Source organism: Streptomyces sp. CB01635, from assembly GCF_002803065.1.
Lineage (GTDB): Bacteria > Actinomycetota > Actinomycetes > Streptomycetales > Streptomycetaceae > Streptomyces.
Genome location: NZ_NNBL01000021.1, coordinates 15,484 through 31,811, shown reverse-complemented (window position 1 = coordinate 31,811; position 16,328 = coordinate 15,484). Strand labels below are relative to the sequence as shown.

The following is a 16,328-nucleotide window of genomic DNA, read 5'->3' as shown; positions in this document are numbered from 1 at the left end:
CAGCGGCACTGCATTCTGCGGTACGACGATCGCTCTTAGGAAGAGGCGAACGTGTCCGAATTGTAAGCGCTTCGTGCGGTTCGGGACCTCCGCTGGAGCGAAAGCGGCATTCACTCGCCGTCGTAGATCCGCTCCACGGCCCGCTCGTCGCCGATGGGCAGCAGCCGGGCGACCGCGTCCCAGATCGTGTCGGAGAGCACTTCCTTCGGGCCGTGCGGGACCGGGGCCTCGCTGCCGTCCGCGCCGAGCAGAACGGCCTCGTTCTCCTCGGAGCCGAAGGTCTTGCGCTCCCCCACCTCGTTGACCACGAGCAGGTCACAGCCCTTGCGGGCCAGTTTCTTGCGGCCGTTGGCGAGGACGTCGTCCGTCTCCGCGGCGAAGCCGACGACGATCTGCCCGGGGCGCGGCCGGTCCGCCGAGAGCTCGGCGAGGATGTCCGGGTTGCGGACCAGGACGATGGGCTCCGGCTCCTGCCCGTCCTTCTTCTTGATCTTCCCTGTGGCGTACGTCTCGGGGCGGAAGTCGGCCACGGCTGCCGCCATGACCACCACGTCCGCCTCCGGCGCCGCCTCGAGGACGGCCTCGCGCAGCTCTACTGCCGTCCCTATGTGGACGACGTCGACGCCGGCCGGGTCGGGCAGCGTCGCGTTCGCCGCGAGGAGGGTGACGCGGGCGCCGCGGGCGACCGCCGTGCGGGCGAGGGCGTAGCCCTGCTTGCCCGAGGAGCGGTTGCCGAGGAAGCGGACCGGGTCGAGGGGCTCGCGGGTGCCGCCTGCACTGATGACGACGTGCCGTCCGGCGAGGTCCTGGGTGGTCGCCAGATCGCCGCGCGCGAGGACCCGACGGGCGAATTCGAAGATCTCCACCGGGTCGGGGAAGCGGCCCTTGCCCGTGTCGACGCCGGTGAGGCGGCCGACGGCGGGCTCGATGACGAGGGCGCCGCGGCGGCGGAGCGTGGCCACGTTCTCCCGCGTCGCCGGGTGCTCCCACATCTCCGTATGCATGGCGGGGGCGAAGACGACCGGACAGCGGGCGGTCAGGAGCGTGTTCGTGAGGAGGTCGTCGGCGAGGCCGTGCGCGGCCTTGGCGAGCATGTCGGCGGTCGCGGGCGCGACGATCACCAGGTCGGCGTGCTGGCCGATGCGCACGTGCGGGACCTCGTGGACGGACTCCCAGACCTCGGTCGAGACGGGGTTGCCGGACAGCGCCGACCAGGTCGCCTCCCCCACGAAGTGCAGGGCGGACTCCGTCGGCACGACGCGTACGTCGTGCCCGGACTCGGTCAGCCGGCGCAGGAGCTCGCACGCCTTGTAGGCGGCGATTCCGCCACTGACCCCCAGAACGACCTTGGGCTTGTCCACCGTCCGTGCCTCCCCGCACTCGGATTCCCGCACTCGGGAACGTACGACTCCCCTTGGACCCGTACGACTCCATGACACACCACAGGCCCGGCAGTCGCGCTGCCGGGCCTGTGGCCAAGAAAAACTGATTGCTTACTGAGCCGGACCCTCGATGGCCTCGGACGTCAGCAGCCCCGCGTTGATCTCGCGGAGCGCGATCGAGAGCGGCTTCTCGTGGACGTGGGTGTCCACCAGCGGGCCGACGTACTCGAGCAGGCCCTCACCGAGCTGCGAGTAGTACGCGTTGATCTGACGCGCGCGCTTGGCGGCGTAGATCACGAGGCTGTACTTCGAGTCGGTCGCCTCGAGCAGCTCATCAATCGGCGGGTTGATGATGCCCTCGGGCGCGGTAATGGAAGAGGACACTCTCTGCCTTCCGATGGGATTGAAGATCACATGTGATCAAGGAAACGCGGGATTGCTCCGGCGGAATTCGAGATCCCAAATAGATCGAAGATCAAACAACTCTCATCAAGGCTAGCAGCTCACGGGCCACGTCTTCGACGGAGGTGTTGACCAGGGTCGTATCGAACTCCGCTTCGGCTGCGAGTTCGACCTTGGCTGCCGCGAGTCTGCGCTCGATCACCTCGGGGGCCTCGGTCCCCCGGCCGGTGAGCCGGCGGACCAGCTCCTCCCAGCTCGGCGGGGCGAGGAAGACCAGCTGCGCCTCGGGCATCGACTCGCGGACGAGTCTGGCGCCCTGGAGATCGATCTCGAGGAGGACGGGTTCGCCCGACTCGAGACGGTCCAGGACGGCCCGGCGCGGGGTGCCGTACCGGTTGCCCGCGAACTCGGCCCACTCCAGCAGCTCGCCGTTGGCGATCAGCTTGTCCATTTCCTCGTCGGTGACGAAGAAGTAGTGGACACCGTGCTTCTCGCCGGGTCGCGGCTTGCGGGTGGTGGCCGAAACCGACAGCCAGACCTCGGGGTGTTCCTTGCGCATATGAGCGACGACCGTGCTCTTGCCGACCCCGGAGGGGCCGGAGAGCACGGTCAGCCGCGGACGTTCACTCATGCAGCGATTATTCCAGCTATCCCCGCGTGCCCGGACCAGTCGGTCCGGGCACGGAGGACTAGGCGCCGGTGCTGCCGAACTCGCGCTCCAGGGACGCGATCTGGTTGGAACCGAGTCCACGCACGCGGCGGCTCTCGGAAATTCCGAGCCGCTCCATGATCTGCTTGGCGCGGACCTTGCCCACGCCGGGGAGAGACTCAAGAAGGGCGGAGACCTTCATCTTGCCGATGACGTCGTTCTCCTGACCCTGCTTGATGACCTCGTGCAAGGAGGCGCCGGAGTGCTTGAGTCGATTCTTGACCTCGGCCCGCTCCCGGCGAGCCGCGGCGGCCTTTTCGAGCGCGGCTGCGCGCTGTTCAGGGGTAAGGGGCGGAAGAGCCACGCCTACGTCACCTCGGATGTCGAACTGTCGGATACGGACCGGTGAGGAACTTAGTCGCCCCTCACCTGGGGAGCAACGAGCAATACGCTCGCCCGTTTCTCCCCCACTGCCTTGAGAGCGTGGGAGGGCCCCCACTCGACGGAGACTAGCGGCCAGGACCGCCTGAGTCAGCGAGAACAGACGAAAAGTCCTGGTCAGCCTCCGTCGAGCCCGACATTACAGACATATAGCCCCGGATTTCTGCCCGGATCCGTGTGCGAGCCCCTCCTCGAGGCCCCGTTGAAACATCACGGAATGGTCAAGGAGGCTCCCGCGGGCCCCCGCCAGGACTCTTTTCGCACCTCGGCGGCGCCTCTCAGCGCCTCGAACAGCCGCGATTCCGTGACCCGATCGGGTCAGCCGGCGGCGACCGCCGCGCGGACCTCGTCGGCGAAGCGGACCGACGCATCACGCAGGGCGGCGACCGAGGGGCCCGCCTTCAGGACGGCGCGGCTGACGTTCGGGACGACGTTGCGCGCGGCCGCACCGAAGACGGCCGGCAGATCCGCCGGGGTCGCGCCCTGGGCGCCGATGCCCGGGGCGAGGAGCGGACCGTTGATGTCCAGGTCGTACGAGGACAGGTCCCCGAGCGTCGCGCCGACGACCGCGCCGAAGGAGCCCATGGGCGTCTCGCCCGCGTTCTCCTCGGAGAGGTGGGCGAGCATCGTCGCGCCCACATTGCGCCCGTCGGCGCGTACGGCGTGCTGGACCTCGCCGCCCTCCGGGTTGGAGGTCAGGGCGAGGACGAAGAGCCCGGCGCCCGACTCACGGGCCAGGTCGACGGCCGGCTTCAGGGACCCGTAGCCGAGGTACGGCGAGACGGTGAGGGCGTCCGAGAAGAGCGGGGAGTCCTTGTGCAGGAAGGTCTCCGCGTACGCGGCCATGGTGGAGCCGATGTCGCCGCGCTTGGCGTCCATGACGACCAGCGTGCCGGCGGCGCGCAGGTCCGCGACGGCGCGCTCCAGGACGGCTACGCCGCGCGAACCGAAGCGCTCGAAGAACGCCGACTGCGGCTTGACGACGGCGACGGTGTCGGCGAGCGCCTCGACCGAGGTCCGCGTGAAGCGCTCCAGGCCGTCGATGTCGTCGTTCAGGCCCCAGGCCGACAGGAGCGCCGCGTGCGGGTCGATGCCCACGCACAGGGGACCGCGCTCGTCCATGGCGCGGCGCAGGCGGGCGCCGAAGGGTTCGAGAACCGTCATGCGTGGGCCTTCTTCACGTCGGCGCCGACGGCGTCGGCGAGGGTGGCGTACGGCGAGGCGTTCAGGCGGGCGGCGAGGCCCTTGTGGAGGTCGCGAGCATAGAACGGGCCCTCGTAGATGAAGGCGCTGTAGCCCTGGACGAGGGTGGCGCCGGCGAGGATGCGCTGCCAGGCGTCCTCGGCGTTCTCGATGCCGCCGACGCCCACCAGGGTGATCCGGTCCCCCACGCGCGCGTAGAGGCGCCTGAGGACCTCCAGGGAGCGTGCCTTGAGGGGTGCGCCGGACAGGCCGCCGGTCTCCTTCACGAGGGACGGGTCGGAGGCCAGGCCGAGACTGTCGCGCGCGATGGTGGTGTTCGTGGCGATGATCCCGTCGAGACCGAGCTCCACCGCCAGGTCGGCGACGGCGTCGACGTCCTCGTCGGCGAGGTCGGGGGCGATCTTCACCAGGAGGGGGACGCGGCGCGAGGTGACGGTGCGGTCGGCGGCCTCGCGCACGGCGGTCAGGAGCGGGCGCAGCGCCTCGGTGGCCTGGAGGTTGCGCAGGCCGGGCGTGTTCGGCGAGGAGACGTTCACGACGAGGTAGTCGGCGTGGGCGGCGAGCCGCTCGGTCGACTTCACGTAGTCGCCGGCCGCCTCCTCCTCGGGCACGACCTTGGTCTTGCCGATGTTCACGCCGACCGTGGCCCTGAAGGCGGGCCTGCGGGCCGCCAGGCGCTCCGCCACGGCCGCGGAACCCTCGTTGTTGAACCCCATGCGGTTGATCAGCGCGCGGTCCGGCACGAGGCGGAACAGGCGCTTCTTGGGGTTGCCGGGCTGCGGCTCGCCCGTGACGGTGCCGATCTCGATGTGGTCGAAGCCGAGCATCGTCATGCCGTCGATCGCGACGGCGTTCTTGTCGAAGCCGGCGGCGAGCCCGAAGGGGCCGTGCATCCGCAGGCCGAGGGCCTCCGTGCGCAGCTCTTCGTGGCGGGGCGCGAGGACGGCGGCGACGACCGTGCGGAGCACGGGGACGCGGGCCGCGAGGCGGATCCAGCGGAAGGCCAGGTAGTGGGCCTGCTCCGGGTCCATGCGCTTGAAGACGAGGTTGAAGAAGAGTTTGTACATCGTGGGTGTCCTCACACGGAGGGGGACACCGTTTCCGATGTCCCCCTCTGTGGGCTGCTAGTCGCGGGCCGCGGTCAGGTGTTCCGCGTGTTCCTGGAGTGAACGGACGCCCACGTCACCGTGGTTGAGGGCGTCGATGCCCTGTACGGCGGCCGCGAGGGCCTGCACCGTGGTCAGGCACGGGACGCTGCGCGCCACCGCCGCCGTACGGATCTCATAGCCGTCGAGGCGGCCGCCCGTGCCGTACGGGGTGTTGACGATGAGGTCGACCTGGCCGTCGTGGATCAGCTGGACGATGGTCTTCTCACCGTTCGGGCCCTCACCCTCGCTGAGCTTGCGCACGACCGTGGCGTTGATGCCGTTGCGGCGCAGCACCTCGGCGGTGCCGGACGTGGCGAGCAGTTCGAAGCCGTGGGCGACGAGCTCGCGCGCCGGGAAGATCATCGTGCGCTTGTCCCGGTTGGCGACCGAGATGAACGCGCGGCCCTTCGTCGGCAGCGGGCCGTACGCGCCGGCCTGCGACTTGGCGTACGCCGTGCCGAAGACCGAGTCGATGCCCATGACCTCGCCGGTGGAGCGCATCTCCGGGCCGAGGACGGTGTCCACGCCGCGTCCGTGGACGTCGCGGAAGCGGCTCCACGGCATCACGGCCTCCTTGACGGAGATCGGCGCGTCCAGCGGCAGCGTGCCGCCGTCGCCGGTCTTCGGGAGCAGGCCCTCCGCGCGCAGCTCGGCCACGGTCGCGCCGAGAGAGATGCGCGCGGCGGCCTTGGCGAGCGGCACCGCGGTCGCCTTCGAGGTGAAGGGGACGGTGCGCGAGGCGCGGGGGTTGGCCTCGAGGACGTAGAGGATGTCGCCGGCCATGGCGAACTGGATGTTGATCAGGCCTCGGACGCCGACGCCCTTGGCGATGGCCTCGGTCGAGGCACGCAGGCGCTTGATGTCGAAGCCGCCCAGCGTGATCGGGGGCAGGGCGCACGCCGAGTCGCCGGAGTGGATGCCGGCCTCCTCGATGTGCTCCATGACGCCGCCGAGGTAGAGCTCGTGACCGTCGTAGAGCGCGTCCACGTCGATCTCGATCGCATCGTCGAGGAAGCGGTCGACGAGCACGGGGCGGGACGGGGAGATCTCCGTGGACTCCTCGATGTACGAGGCGAGGCGGGCCTCGTCGTACACGATCTCCATGCCGCGGCCGCCGAGGACGTACGACGGGCGGACGAGGACCGGGTAGCCGATCTCGTCGGCGATGGCCTTGGCCCCGGAGAAGGTGGTCGCCGTGCCGTGCTTGGGCGCGGGCAGACCGGCCTCGGCGAGGACGCGGCCGAAGGCGCCGCGGTCCTCGGCGGCGTGGATCGCCTCGGGCGGGGTGCCCACGACCGGTACGCCGTTGTCCTTGAGTGCCTGCGCCAGGCCCAGCGGGGTCTGGCCGCCGAGCTGGACGACGACGCCCGCGATCGGGCCCGCGAGAGACTCCGCGTGGACGATCTCCAGGACGTCCTCGAGCGTCAGCGGCTCGAAGTACAGGCGGTCGGAGGTGTCGTAGTCCGTGGACACGGTCTCCGGGTTGCAGTTGACCATGACGGTCTCGTAGCCGGCGTCGCTCAGAGCGAAGGAGGCGTGGACGCAGGAGTAGTCGAACTCGATGCCCTGGCCGATGCGGTTGGGGCCCGAGCCCAGGATGATCACGGCGGGCTTGGTGCGCGGCGCGACCTCGCTCTCCTCGTCGTACGACGAGTAGAAGTACGGGGTCTTCGCGGCGAACTCGGCGGCGCAGGTGTCGACCGTCTTGTAGACCGGGCGGACACCGAGAGCGTGGCGCACCTCGCGGACGACGTCCTCGCGCAGGCCGCGGATCTCGGCGATCTGGGCGTCGGAGAAGCCGTGCCGCTTGGCCTCGGCGATCAGGTCGACGTCGAGGCGCTCGGCGGCGGCCAGCTCGTCCGCGAGCTCCTTGATGAGGAAGAGCTGGTCGACGAACCAGGGGTCGATCTTCGTGTACTCGAAGACCTCTTCCTGGGTGGCGCCGGCGCGGATGGCCTGCATGACGGTGTTGATGCGACCGTCGGTCGGGCGGACGGCCTCTTCGAGGAGCGCGGTCTTGTCACCGGGCTCGCCGACGAAGGTGAACTGGCTGCCCTTCTTCTCCAGGGAGCGCAGCGCCTTCTGGAGCGCCTCGGTGAAGTTGCGGCCGATCGCCATGGCCTCGCCCACCGACTTCATGGTGGTGGTGAGGGTGGAGTCGGCGGACGGGAACTTCTCGAAGGCGAACCGCGGGGCCTTCACGACCACGTAGTCGAGCGTCGGCTCGAAGGAGGCCGGCGTCTTCTCGGTGATGTCGTTCGGGATCTCGTCGAGCGTGTAGCCGACGGCCAGCTTGGCGGCGATCTTCGCGATCGGGAAGCCGGTGGCCTTCGACGCGAGCGCCGAGGAGCGGGAGACGCGCGGGTTCATCTCGATGACGATGATCCGGCCGTCGGCCGGGTCGATCGCGAACTGGATGTTGCAGCCGCCGGTGTCGACGCCGACCTCGCGGATGATCGCAATGCCGATGTCGCGCAGACGCTGGTACTCGCGGTCGGTGAGCGTCATCGCCGGGGCGACGGTGATCGAGTCACCCGTGTGGACGCCCATCGGGTCGAAGTTCTCGATGGAGCAGACGACCACGACGTTGTCGTTCTTGTCGCGCATCAGCTCGAGCTCGTACTCCTTCCAGCCGAGGATGGACTCCTCCAGGAGCACCTCGGTGGTGGGAGACAGGGTCAGGCCCTGGCCGGCGATGCGGCGCAGCTCCTCCTCGTCGTGCGCGAAGCCGGAGCCCGCGCCGCCCATCGTGAAGGAGGGGCGGACGACGACGGGGTAGCCGCCGAGCGTGTCGACGCCCTTGATGACGTCGTCCATGGTGTGGCAGATGACCGAGCGGGCGGACTCACCGTGGCCGATCTTGGCCTTGACGGCCTCGACTACGCCCTTGAAGAGGTCGCGGTCCTCGCCCTTGTTGATGGCCTCGACGTTGGCGCCGATGAGCTCGACGCCGTACTTCTCGAGGACACCGTTCTCGTGCATGGAGATCGCGGTGTTGAGCGCGGTCTGGCCGCCGAGGGTGGGCAGGAGCGCGTCGGGGCGCTCCTTGGCGATGATCTTCTCGACGAACTCGGGGGTGATCGGCTCGACGTACGTGGCGTCGGCGATCTCCGGGTCGGTCATGATCGTCGCCGGGTTGGAGTTCACGAGGATGACCCGCAGGCCCTCGGCGCGCAGGATGCGGCAGGCCTGGGTGCCCGAGTAGTCGAACTCGGCGGCCTGGCCGATGACGATCGGTCCGGAACCGATGACCAGGACGGACTGGATATCGGTGCGCTTAGGCACGCTGGCCCTCCATGAGCTCTACGAAGCGGTCGAACAGGTAGGCCGCGTCGTGCGGGCCCGCCGCTGCCTCGGGGTGGTACTGGACGCTGAACGCCGGCTGGTCGAGGAGGTGGAGCCCCTCGACGACCTGGTCGTTCAGGCAGACGTGGGAGACCTCGGCGCGGCCGAAGGGGGTGTCGGAGACCTTGTCGAGCGGGGCGTCGACGGCGAATCCGTGATTGTGCGCGGTGACCTCGACCTTGCCGGTCGTGCGGTCCTGCACCGGCTGGTTGATGCCGCGGTGGCCGTACTTCAGCTTGTAGGTGCCGAAGCCGAGGGCGCGGCCGAGGATCTGGTTGCCGAAGCAGATGCCGAACAGCGGGGTCTTACGGGAGAGGACCTCCCGCATGACCGCGACGGGGCCGTCGGCGGTGGCCGGGTCGCCCGGGCCGTTGGAGAAGAACACGCCGTCGGGCCGCACCGCGTAGATGTCCTCGGCCGTGGCCGTCGCGGGCAGCACGTGCACCTCGATGCCGCGCTCGGCCATCCGGTGCGGTGTCATGCCCTTGATGCCGAGGTCGACGGCGGCGACGGTGAACTTCTTCGCACCGATCGCGGGGACGACGTACGCCTCCTTGGTGGCGACCTCGGCGGCGAGGTTCGCGCCCTTCATCTCGGGCGCCTGGCGCACCTCGGCGAGCATCGTGCCGTCGTCGGGCAGCGCGTTGCCGGAGAAGATACCGACGCGCATGGCGCCGCGCTCGCGCAGGTGGCGGGTGAGGGCGCGGGTGTCGATGCCGCTGATGCCGACGACGCCCTGCTTGCGCAGCTCCTCGTCGAGCGAGCGCTGCGAGCGCCAGTTGGAGGGCACGCGCGCGGGGTCCCGCACGACGTAGCCCGCGACCCAGATCTGCTTCGACTCGGGGTCCTCGTCGTTCACGCCGGTGTTGCCGACGTGCGGGGCGGTCATCACGACGACCTGCCGGTGGTACGACGGGTCGGTCAGCGTCTCCTGGTAACCGGTCATGCCGGTGTTGAACACCGCCTCACCGAAGGTCTCCCCCACGGCCCCGTAGGCGCGGCCGCGGAAGATGCGGCCGTCCTCCAGGACGAGTACGGCGGGAGCGTTGGCGGCTCCCCGGGTGGAGGTCGTCATCGTGCGGTGCCTTCCGTCGTGATGGTCGTGCTGTTCGTGCTGCTTGAGCTACTCGTGTCGATCATGTTGTTGAGGGACTCGACCCACTCGGCCTGCTCCGCGGCGTGGTCGGAGCGGAAGCCGGAGTCGATCAGCTTGTCCCCGTGCCCCCAGGTGACGATCAGGAGACCGCCCTCCGTGAGGACCTTGCCGGCGATGCCCTTGTCGAGCCGGGCCTCGCGCAGCTGTGCGACGGGGATGAAGAAGTCCGTGGCCCCGGGGCGTACGACGTCCAGACCCGCGTCCGTGAGCGTGAGCTCGACGCGGCTGCGGGTGCCGAGACCGTGCGCCACGATGCGGTCGAGCCACTGCCCCGCGGTCGTGGAGCCGTGGTACCGGCCGCTCAGCTCAAGTCTGGCCGGACCGGGCGCGGACGGCGCGGTGGGGAGCGGCGGCAGGTCGCCCTGGAGGGTGCCGCGCCACTTCCAGCCCTGGCGCATCAGCCAGTAGACGAGCGCGATGAAGAGGAGCAGCCCGACGATCCAGCCGATCCGGTCGGGCCAGTCCGTCACGTCCGCCGACTTCTGTTCGGCGGCGAGCACTGCCAGTGGTTGCGTCAGTCGTGTCACGCGAGCTTCCCGTCGACGAGCGTGGCCTTGCCCCGCAGCCACGTGTGCGTGACGCGCCCGGGCAGCTCACGCCCCTCGTAGGGCGTGTTGCGGCTGCGCGAGGCGAAGCCGGCGGGGTCCACGGCTCCACGGTAATCGGCGTCGACCAGGACCAGGTTCGCGGGCTCACCTGCCGAGACGGGCCGTCCGTGGCCCTTGGCGCCGCCGATCTGCGCGGGCTTGACGGCCATGCGGTCGGCGACGCCGGCCCAGTCGAGCAGACCGGTCTCGACCATCGTCTGCTGCACGACGGACAGGGCGGTCTCGAGCCCGACCATGCCCATGGCGGCCGCGGCCCACTCGCAGTCCTTGTCCTCGTGCGGGTGCGGGGCGTGGTCGGTGGCGACGATGTCGATCGTGCCGTCGGCGAGGGCCTCGCGCAGGGCCATCACGTCGCGCTCGGTGCGCAGCGGCGGGTTGACCTTGTAGACGGGGTTGTACGAGCGGACCAGCTCGTCGGTGAGGAGCAGGTGGTGCGGGGTGACCTCGGCGGTGACGTCGATGCCGCGGGACTTGGCCCAGCGCACGATCTCGACCGAACCGGCCGTGGACAGGTGGCAGATGTGCACGCGGGAGCCGACGTGTTCGGCGAGCAGCACGTCGCGGGCGATGATCGACTCCTCGGCGACGGCGGGCCAGCCGCCGAGCCCGAGCTCCGCCGACACGATGCCCTCGTTCATCTGGGCGCCCTCGGTGAGGCGGGGCTCCTGGGCGTGCTGGGCGACGACGCCGCCGAAGGCCTTCACGTACTCCAGGGCGCGGCGCATGATCACCGCGTCGTCGACGCACTTGCCGTCGTCGGAGAAGACGGTGACGCCGGCGGCGGACTCGTGCATGGCGCCGAGCTCGGCGAGCTTCTTGCCCTCCAGGCCGACGGTGACGGCGCCGATGGGCTGCACGTCGCAGTAGCCGTGCTCCTGGCCGAGCCGGTAGACCTGCTCGACGACACCGGCGGTGTCGGCGACCGGGAAGGTGTTGGCCATGGCGAACACAGCGGTGTAGCCACCGGAGGCGGCCGCCTGGGTACCGGTGAGGACGGTCTCGGAGTCCTCGCGGCCGGGCTCGCGCAGGTGGGTGTGCAGGTCGACGAGACCCGGCAGGAGCACCTTGCCGCCGGCCTCGACGACCTGGGCGCCCTCGGCGGACAGGCCGGTGCCGACCGCCTCGATGACGGAGCCGTCGACCAGGACGTCCTGCTGCTCGCCGCCGAGCACCTTCGCACCTCGGATAAGGATCTTGCTCATGGTTCTTACTTCTCCTCGGTACGGGTGTGGGTGACGGCGGGCTCGTTGCCGCCCAGAAGCAGGTACAGGACGGCCATGCGGATGGAGACGCCGTTGGCGACCTGCTCGATGACCGTGCAGCGGTCGGAGTCGGCGACCTCGGCGGTGATCTCCATGCCGCGGACCATCGGGCCCGGGTGCATCACGATGGCGTGCTCGGGCATCTTCGCCATGCGGTCGCCGTCCAGGCCGTAGCGACGCGAGTACTCGCGCTCGGTCGGGAAGAAGGCGGCGTTCATCCGCTCACGCTGAACGCGCAGCATCATGACGGCGTCGGACTTCGGCAGGGTGCTGTCGAGGTCGTACGAGACCTCGCAGGGCCAGGTCTCGACGCCGACCGGGACGAGGGTCGGCGGGGCGACGAGGGTGACCTCGGCGCCGAGGGTGTGCAGCAGGTCGACGTTCGAGCGGGCGACGCGGCTGTGCAGGACGTCCCCGACGAGCGTGATGCGCTTGCCCTCGAGGTCCTTGCCGAGTCCGGCGTCGCGCCCGACCAGGCGGCGACGCATCGTGAACGCGTCGAGGAGCGCCTGCGTGGGGTGCTGGTGGGTGCCGTCGCCCGCGTTGATGACCGGGGCGTCGATCCAGCCCGAGGTGGCGAGGCGGTAGGGCGCGCCGGATGCGCCGTGCCGGATGACGACGGCGTCGACGCCCATCGCCTCCAGGGTCTGCGCGGTGTCCTTGAGGGACTCGCCCTTGGAGACGCTGGATCCCTTGGCGGCGAAGTTGATGACGTCCGCGGAGAGGCGCTTCTCGGCGGCCTCGAAGGAGATCCGGGTGCGGGTCGAGTCCTCGAAGAAGAGGTTGCAGATCGTGCGGCCGCGCAGGGCGGGCAGCTTCTTGATCGGCCGGTCGGCGACCCGGGCCATCTCCTCGGCGGTGTCGAGGATGAGGACGGCGTCGTCGCGGGTGAGGTCGGCGGCCGAGATGAGGTGTCGCATCATCGGGGAGGCTCCGTAGGAAAGTTCAGGAGTATTCGGGCATACGGGCGCGCGGCAGCACCCTCAGGGTCGGGCTGAGGGCGGCTACTGCTCGCCGGCCGGAGCGGTCCGCTTGGCGCCGAGCAGCACGGAGTCGCGTCCGTCCTCCTCGGCGAGCTGGACCTTGACCGTCTCCCGCAGCGACGTGGGGAGGTTCTTGCCGACGTAGTCGGCGCGAATGGGGAGTTCGCGGTGGCCGCGGTCGACGAGGACCGCGAGCTGCACGGCGCGGGGGCGCCCGATGTCGTTCAGGGCGTCGAGTGCGGCGCGGATGGTGCGGCCGGAGAAGAGCACGTCGTCGACGAGGACGACGAGGCGGCCGTCGATGCCGTCGGCGGGGATCTCCGTGCGGGCCAGCGCCCGCGGCGGGTGCATGCGCAGGTCGTCGCGGTACATGGTGATGTCGAGGGAGCCGACCGGGATCTTGCGTCCGGTGATCTCTTCGAGCTTGTCCGCGAGCCGGCGGCCCAGGAAGACGCCGCGGGTGGGAATGCCCAGGAGCACGACGTCTTCGGCGCCCTTGGCGCGCTCGACGATCTCGTGAGCGATGCGGGTCAGTACCCGCGCGATGTCGGGACCCTCGAGTACGGGGCGTGCCTCATCGGAGCTGCTGATGTCCATAAAAACGGACCCCCTTCTCCGCCTCACGGGACGGACCTTAAAGGACGTCGGATTTGCGCCATCCACGGTACCAGGCCCGGAACGCCGCTGATCACCCCCCTGGAGGTGCGAGAGACGCCGTTCCGGGGGAAGGTCGGTATCGGACCACTCGGCTTGACGCAGCCAAGTAACGCTGCGTAACCTCACAGTGAGTTACCAGCCACGCGGCGGAGCCGCACGTTGATACAGCGTCCGGGAGCTATATGTCCAGCGAATACGCCAAACAGCTCGGGGCCAAGCTCCGCGCCATCCGCACCCAGCAGGGCCTTTCCCTCCACGGTGTCGAGGAGAAGTCCCAGGGACGCTGGAAGGCGGTCGTGGTCGGTTCGTACGAGCGCGGCGACCGTGCCGTGACCGTGCAGCGCCTCGCCGAGCTGGCGGACTTCTACGGGGTGCCGGTGCAGGAGCTCCTGCCGGGCACCACGCCGGGCGGTGCGGCCGAGCCCCCGCCCAAGCTCGTCCTCGACCTGGAGCGCCTGGCCCACGTCCCGCCGGAGAAGGCGGGCCCCCTGCAGCGCTACGCGGCGACGATCCAGTCCCAGCGTGGCGACTACAACGGCAAGGTGCTGTCGATCCGCCAGGACGACCTGCGCACCCTCGCCGTCATCTACGACCAGTCGCCCTCGGTCCTCACCGAGCAGCTCATCAGCTGGGGCGTCCTGGACGCCGACGCGCGTCGCGCCGTCGCACACGACGACCTCTGACGAACAGAAGCTGGCAGAAACGTCACGCCGGAGGGGCGGGCCCGCGTTTTCGCGGCCCGCCCCTCCGGCGTTTCCGTGCCCTGCCGTCGTCCCAGGAACGCATCAGGCCCGGAGCGGAACACTGATTCAGTGTTCCGCTCCGGGCCTGATGACTGTCGCTGCCTGTCTGCTACGCCTCGTCGCGGCGCAGCGTCGGCTTCAGGTCCTTGAAGCGTCCCAGAAGCCCGTTGACGAAGGCCGGGGAGTCGTCCGTGGAGAACTCCTTGGCGAGCTGCACGGCCTCGTCGAGCACCACGGCGTCCGGAGTGTCGTCGACCCAGACGAGTTCGTAGGCGCCCAGGCGCAGGATGTTGCGGTCGACGACCGGCATCCTGTCCAGGGTCCACCCAACGGCGTACTGCGAGATGAGCTCGTCGATACGCGCGGTCTTGCGCGCGTATCCCTCTACCAGCTCCATCGTGTACTCGCTGACCGGCGGCTGCCGGGTGTCGGACCGGGAGTGCCGGATCCAGTCCGCGAGGACCGTCTGGACGTCGACTCCGCGCTGGTCTGCCTCGAAAAGGATCTGGAAGGCGCGCTTGCGGGCCGTGTTGCGAGCAGCCACGGTTAGCTGTTCACCCGGCCGAGGTAGTCGCTCGTGCGGGTGTCGACCTTGATCTTCTCGCCGGTCGTGATGAAGAGCGGCACCTGGATCTGGTGGCCGGTCTCCAGCGTGGCGGGCTTGGTGCCACCGGTGGAGCGGTCGCCCTGGACGCCCGGCTCGGTCTCCTGGACGACGAGCTCGACGGCGGCCGGCAGCTCGACGAAGAGCACCTCGCCCTCGTGCTGCGCGACCGAGGCGTTGAAGCCCTCGATCAGGAAGTTGGCGGCGTCACCGACAGACTTGCGGTCGACCATGAGCTGGTCGTACGTCTGCATGTCCATGAAGACGAAGTACTCGCCGTCCATGTACGAGAACTGCATGTCGCGCTTGTCGATCGTGGCCGTCTCGACCTTGACGCCGGCGTTGAAGGTCTTGTCGACGACCTTCCCGGAGAGCACGTTCTTGAGCTTGGTGCGCACAAAGGCAGGGCCCTTGCCGGGCTTGACGTGCTGGAACTCGACGACGGACCAGAGCTGGCCCCCGTCGAGCTTGAGCACCAGGCCGTTCTTGAGGTCGTTCGTGGAAGCCACGGTTGCGGAATCTCCTGGACTGACGATGGACGACCCCGGGCGCGCGCGCCTTACAGCGCGAGCAGCTCCTTGGTCGTAATGGTGAGTAGCTCGGGTCCGCCGTCCGCCTCGGGGCGCACGACGAGCGTGTCATCGATCCGGACACCGCCCCGGCCCGGGAGGTGGACCCCCGGTTCGACGGTGACCGGCACACAAAGGTCCAGTTTACCCATGGCCGCGGGGGCCAACTGCGGCTCCTCGTCGATTTCGAGTCCGACACCGTGTCCGGTGAGCTGTGAGAGGCCGTCCGCGTACCCCGCGGAGTCCAGTACGTGGCGTGCCGCGCGGTCCACCTCGCGGCACTCGGCGCCGGGTGCGAGGCTCTCCCGGCCGGCCCTCTGGGCTGCGAAGACCAGGTCGTACAGGTCGATCTGCCAGTCCGCGGGCGAGGTGCCGATCACGAACGTACGGCCGATCTCGCAACGGTAGCCGCGGTAGGCGGCGCCGAGGCAGACCGAGAGGAAGTCGCCCTCCTCCACGCGGCGATCGGTGGGGCGGTGGGCGCCGCGGCCCGAGTTCGGCCCGGTGCCGACCGAGGTCGGGAAGGCGGGGCCGTCGGCGCCGTGGTCGACGAGACGGCGCTCCAGCTCCAGGGCGAGGTGGCGTTCGGTGCGGCCGACGAGGATCGATTCGAGCAGTTCACCGAGGGCCTGGTCGGCGATCTCGGCAGCGATGCGCAGACAGGAGATCTCGTCCTCGTCCTTGACGAGCCGCAGCTGCTCCACGGCGCTGCCCAGGTCGCCGAGGCGCAGCCGTGGCGCCACGGAGCCGAGCGCCCGGTGCCTGGCCACGGTCAGATGGTGCTCCTCGACGGCGAGCGAATCCGCCCCGAGGGTCAGCGCGACGTCGGCGGCGGCGACGGCGGGGTCTCCGCCGGGCGCATCGAGCACCTGGATCCGCAGCGACTCGTCGGGCCGCCCGTCGGCAGGCTGGTCGCTGGGGGGCACCCGGCACATCAGGACGTCGCCTTCGGCGCCGGGGCCCTTACCCAGCAGAAGTACGGCACCATGGGGCGCCGCACCCGCGAGATAGCGAACGTTGGCGGGGCGCGAGACAAGGGCGGCGGCACTGCCGCCCGCCGCAGCGCGCTCCCTCAGCCGGTCCCTACGGGCCGCGTACACCTCTGACATGAATCGAGCGTACGAGTGACAGAGGTGCGCGGCCCGGCCAGCGCGTCCGGACGGGCGGCGAGGTGGC

16 protein-coding genes are annotated in these 16,328 nt (G+C 69.8%); 1 reads left to right on the top strand and 15 read right to left on the bottom strand.

All coding sequences use genetic code 11. The features are described from left to right. Positions 1 to 110: 110 nt before the first annotated feature. The 12 genes from coaBC to pyrR form a co-directional block, all read right to left on the bottom strand. Complete coding sequence (gene coaBC / locus CG723_RS34345; protein WP_199842007.1) at positions 111 to 1,361, bottom strand: bifunctional phosphopantothenoylcysteine decarboxylase/phosphopantothenate--cysteine ligase CoaBC; 1,251 nt, start codon at positions 1,359 to 1,361, stop codon at positions 111 to 113. A gap of 132 nt (positions 1,362 to 1,493) precedes the next feature. Continuing rightward, on the bottom strand, positions 1,494 to 1,766 hold the full coding sequence (rpoZ, locus tag CG723_RS34340) for a DNA-directed RNA polymerase subunit omega (RefSeq protein ID WP_005319902.1): 273 nt from the start codon (positions 1,764 to 1,766) through the stop codon (positions 1,494 to 1,496). Positions 1,767 to 1,857: 91 nt separating this feature from the next. Next, positions 1,858 to 2,415 carry a guanylate kinase gene (gene gmk, locus CG723_RS34335; RefSeq protein ID WP_100597426.1) on the bottom strand — a complete coding sequence of 186 codons (558 nt, stop codon included), beginning with the start codon at positions 2,413 to 2,415 and terminating at the stop codon, positions 1,858 to 1,860. A 58-nt stretch (positions 2,416 to 2,473) separates the two neighbouring features. Beyond that, positions 2,474 to 2,797, bottom strand: coding sequence for an integration host factor (locus CG723_RS34330; protein ID WP_026246651.1), 324 nt, complete (start codon positions 2,795 to 2,797; stop codon positions 2,474 to 2,476). A 395-nt stretch (positions 2,798 to 3,192) separates the two neighbouring features. Then, positions 3,193 to 4,038, bottom strand: coding sequence for an orotidine-5'-phosphate decarboxylase (pyrF, locus tag CG723_RS34325; protein WP_100597425.1), 846 nt, complete (start codon positions 4,036 to 4,038; stop codon positions 3,193 to 3,195). Then, positions 4,035 to 5,144: a quinone-dependent dihydroorotate dehydrogenase gene (locus tag CG723_RS34320; protein ID WP_100597424.1), complete on the bottom strand. Its 1,110-nt coding sequence runs from the start codon at positions 5,142 to 5,144 to the stop codon at positions 4,035 to 4,037. Before CG723_RS34320 ends, pyrF begins: the two co-directional genes overlap by 4 nt. 57 nt (positions 5,145 to 5,201) lie before the next feature. Next, on the bottom strand, positions 5,202 to 8,510 hold the full coding sequence (gene carB / locus CG723_RS34315; protein ID WP_100597423.1) for a carbamoyl-phosphate synthase large subunit: 3,309 nt from the start codon (positions 8,508 to 8,510) through the stop codon (positions 5,202 to 5,204). Next, the gene (carA, locus tag CG723_RS34310; protein WP_100597422.1) at positions 8,503 to 9,645 is read right to left on the bottom strand and encodes a glutamine-hydrolyzing carbamoyl-phosphate synthase small subunit; all 1,143 of its coding nucleotides are present in this window, start codon (positions 9,643 to 9,645) and stop codon (positions 8,503 to 8,505) included. Before carA ends, carB begins: the two co-directional genes overlap by 8 nt. Continuing rightward, positions 9,642 to 10,244: a PH-like domain-containing protein gene (locus CG723_RS34305; RefSeq protein WP_442802616.1), complete on the bottom strand. Its 603-nt coding sequence runs from the start codon at positions 10,242 to 10,244 to the stop codon at positions 9,642 to 9,644. Before CG723_RS34305 ends, carA begins: the two co-directional genes overlap by 4 nt. A 5-nt stretch (positions 10,245 to 10,249) precedes the next feature. Further along, positions 10,250 to 11,536, bottom strand: coding sequence for a dihydroorotase (locus CG723_RS34300; protein WP_100597420.1), 1,287 nt, complete (start codon positions 11,534 to 11,536; stop codon positions 10,250 to 10,252). Between the two features lie 5 nt (positions 11,537 to 11,541). Beyond that, positions 11,542 to 12,519, bottom strand: coding sequence for an aspartate carbamoyltransferase catalytic subunit (locus CG723_RS34295; RefSeq protein ID WP_100597419.1), 978 nt, complete (start codon positions 12,517 to 12,519; stop codon positions 11,542 to 11,544). Positions 12,520 to 12,600: 81 nt separating this feature from the next. Then, positions 12,601 to 13,176: a bifunctional pyr operon transcriptional regulator/uracil phosphoribosyltransferase PyrR gene (gene pyrR / locus CG723_RS34290; RefSeq protein ID WP_100597418.1), complete on the bottom strand. Its 576-nt coding sequence runs from the start codon at positions 13,174 to 13,176 to the stop codon at positions 12,601 to 12,603. 242 nt (positions 13,177 to 13,418) lie between these two features. Here pyrR and bldD point away from each other — a divergent pair, with 242 nt between their 5' ends. Then, positions 13,419 to 13,919 carry a transcriptional regulator BldD gene (bldD, locus tag CG723_RS34285; RefSeq protein ID WP_100597417.1) on the top strand — a complete coding sequence of 167 codons (501 nt, stop codon included), beginning with the start codon at positions 13,419 to 13,421 and terminating at the stop codon, positions 13,917 to 13,919. A gap of 169 nt (positions 13,920 to 14,088) precedes the next feature. On the opposite strand, the gene nusB is transcribed toward bldD, so the two are convergent. From nusB to CG723_RS34270, 3 genes are read right to left on the bottom strand one after another with little or no spacing between them, the layout of a single operon-like run. Continuing rightward, the gene (gene nusB, locus CG723_RS34280) at positions 14,089 to 14,523 is read right to left on the bottom strand and encodes a transcription antitermination factor NusB (protein WP_100597416.1); all 435 of its coding nucleotides are present in this window, start codon (positions 14,521 to 14,523) and stop codon (positions 14,089 to 14,091) included. Between the two features lie 2 nt (positions 14,524 to 14,525). Continuing rightward, positions 14,526 to 15,092 (bottom strand): elongation factor P, encoded by a 567-nt coding sequence (gene efp / locus CG723_RS34275; protein ID WP_100597415.1) that lies wholly within the window; start codon positions 15,090 to 15,092, stop codon positions 14,526 to 14,528. Between the two features lie 50 nt (positions 15,093 to 15,142). Further along, positions 15,143 to 16,261, bottom strand: a complete 1,119-nt coding sequence (locus CG723_RS34270; RefSeq protein WP_100597414.1) for an aminopeptidase P family protein — start codon at positions 16,259 to 16,261, stop codon at positions 15,143 to 15,145. Positions 16,262 to 16,328 lie beyond the last annotated feature (67 nt).

Excerpts from the sequence above, each read along its gene's own strand:
- CG723_RS34270 (WP_100597414.1), bottom strand. The coding sequence starts at position 16,261 with ATGTCAGAGGTGTACGCGGCCCGTAGGGACCGGCTGAGGGAGCGCGCT.
- pyrR (WP_100597418.1), bottom strand. The coding sequence starts at position 13,176 with ATGGACATCAGCAGCTCCGATGAGGCACGCCCCGTACTCGAGGGTCCC.
- CG723_RS34300 (WP_100597420.1), bottom strand. The coding sequence starts at position 11,536 with ATGAGCAAGATCCTTATCCGAGGTGCGAAGGTGCTCGGCGGCGAGCAG.
- bldD (WP_100597417.1), top strand. The coding sequence starts at position 13,419 with ATGTCCAGCGAATACGCCAAACAGCTCGGGGCCAAGCTCCGCGCCATC.
- gmk (WP_100597426.1), bottom strand. The coding sequence starts at position 2,415 with ATGAGTGAACGTCCGCGGCTGACCGTGCTCTCCGGCCCCTCCGGGGTC.
- pyrF (WP_100597425.1), bottom strand. The coding sequence starts at position 4,038 with ATGACGGTTCTCGAACCCTTCGGCGCCCGCCTGCGCCGCGCCATGGAC.
- carA (WP_100597422.1), bottom strand. The coding sequence starts at position 9,645 with ATGACGACCTCCACCCGGGGAGCCGCCAACGCTCCCGCCGTACTCGTC.
- CG723_RS34295 (WP_100597419.1), bottom strand. The coding sequence starts at position 12,519 with ATGATGCGACACCTCATCTCGGCCGCCGACCTCACCCGCGACGACGCC.
- CG723_RS34320 (WP_100597424.1), bottom strand. The coding sequence starts at position 5,144 with ATGTACAAACTCTTCTTCAACCTCGTCTTCAAGCGCATGGACCCGGAG.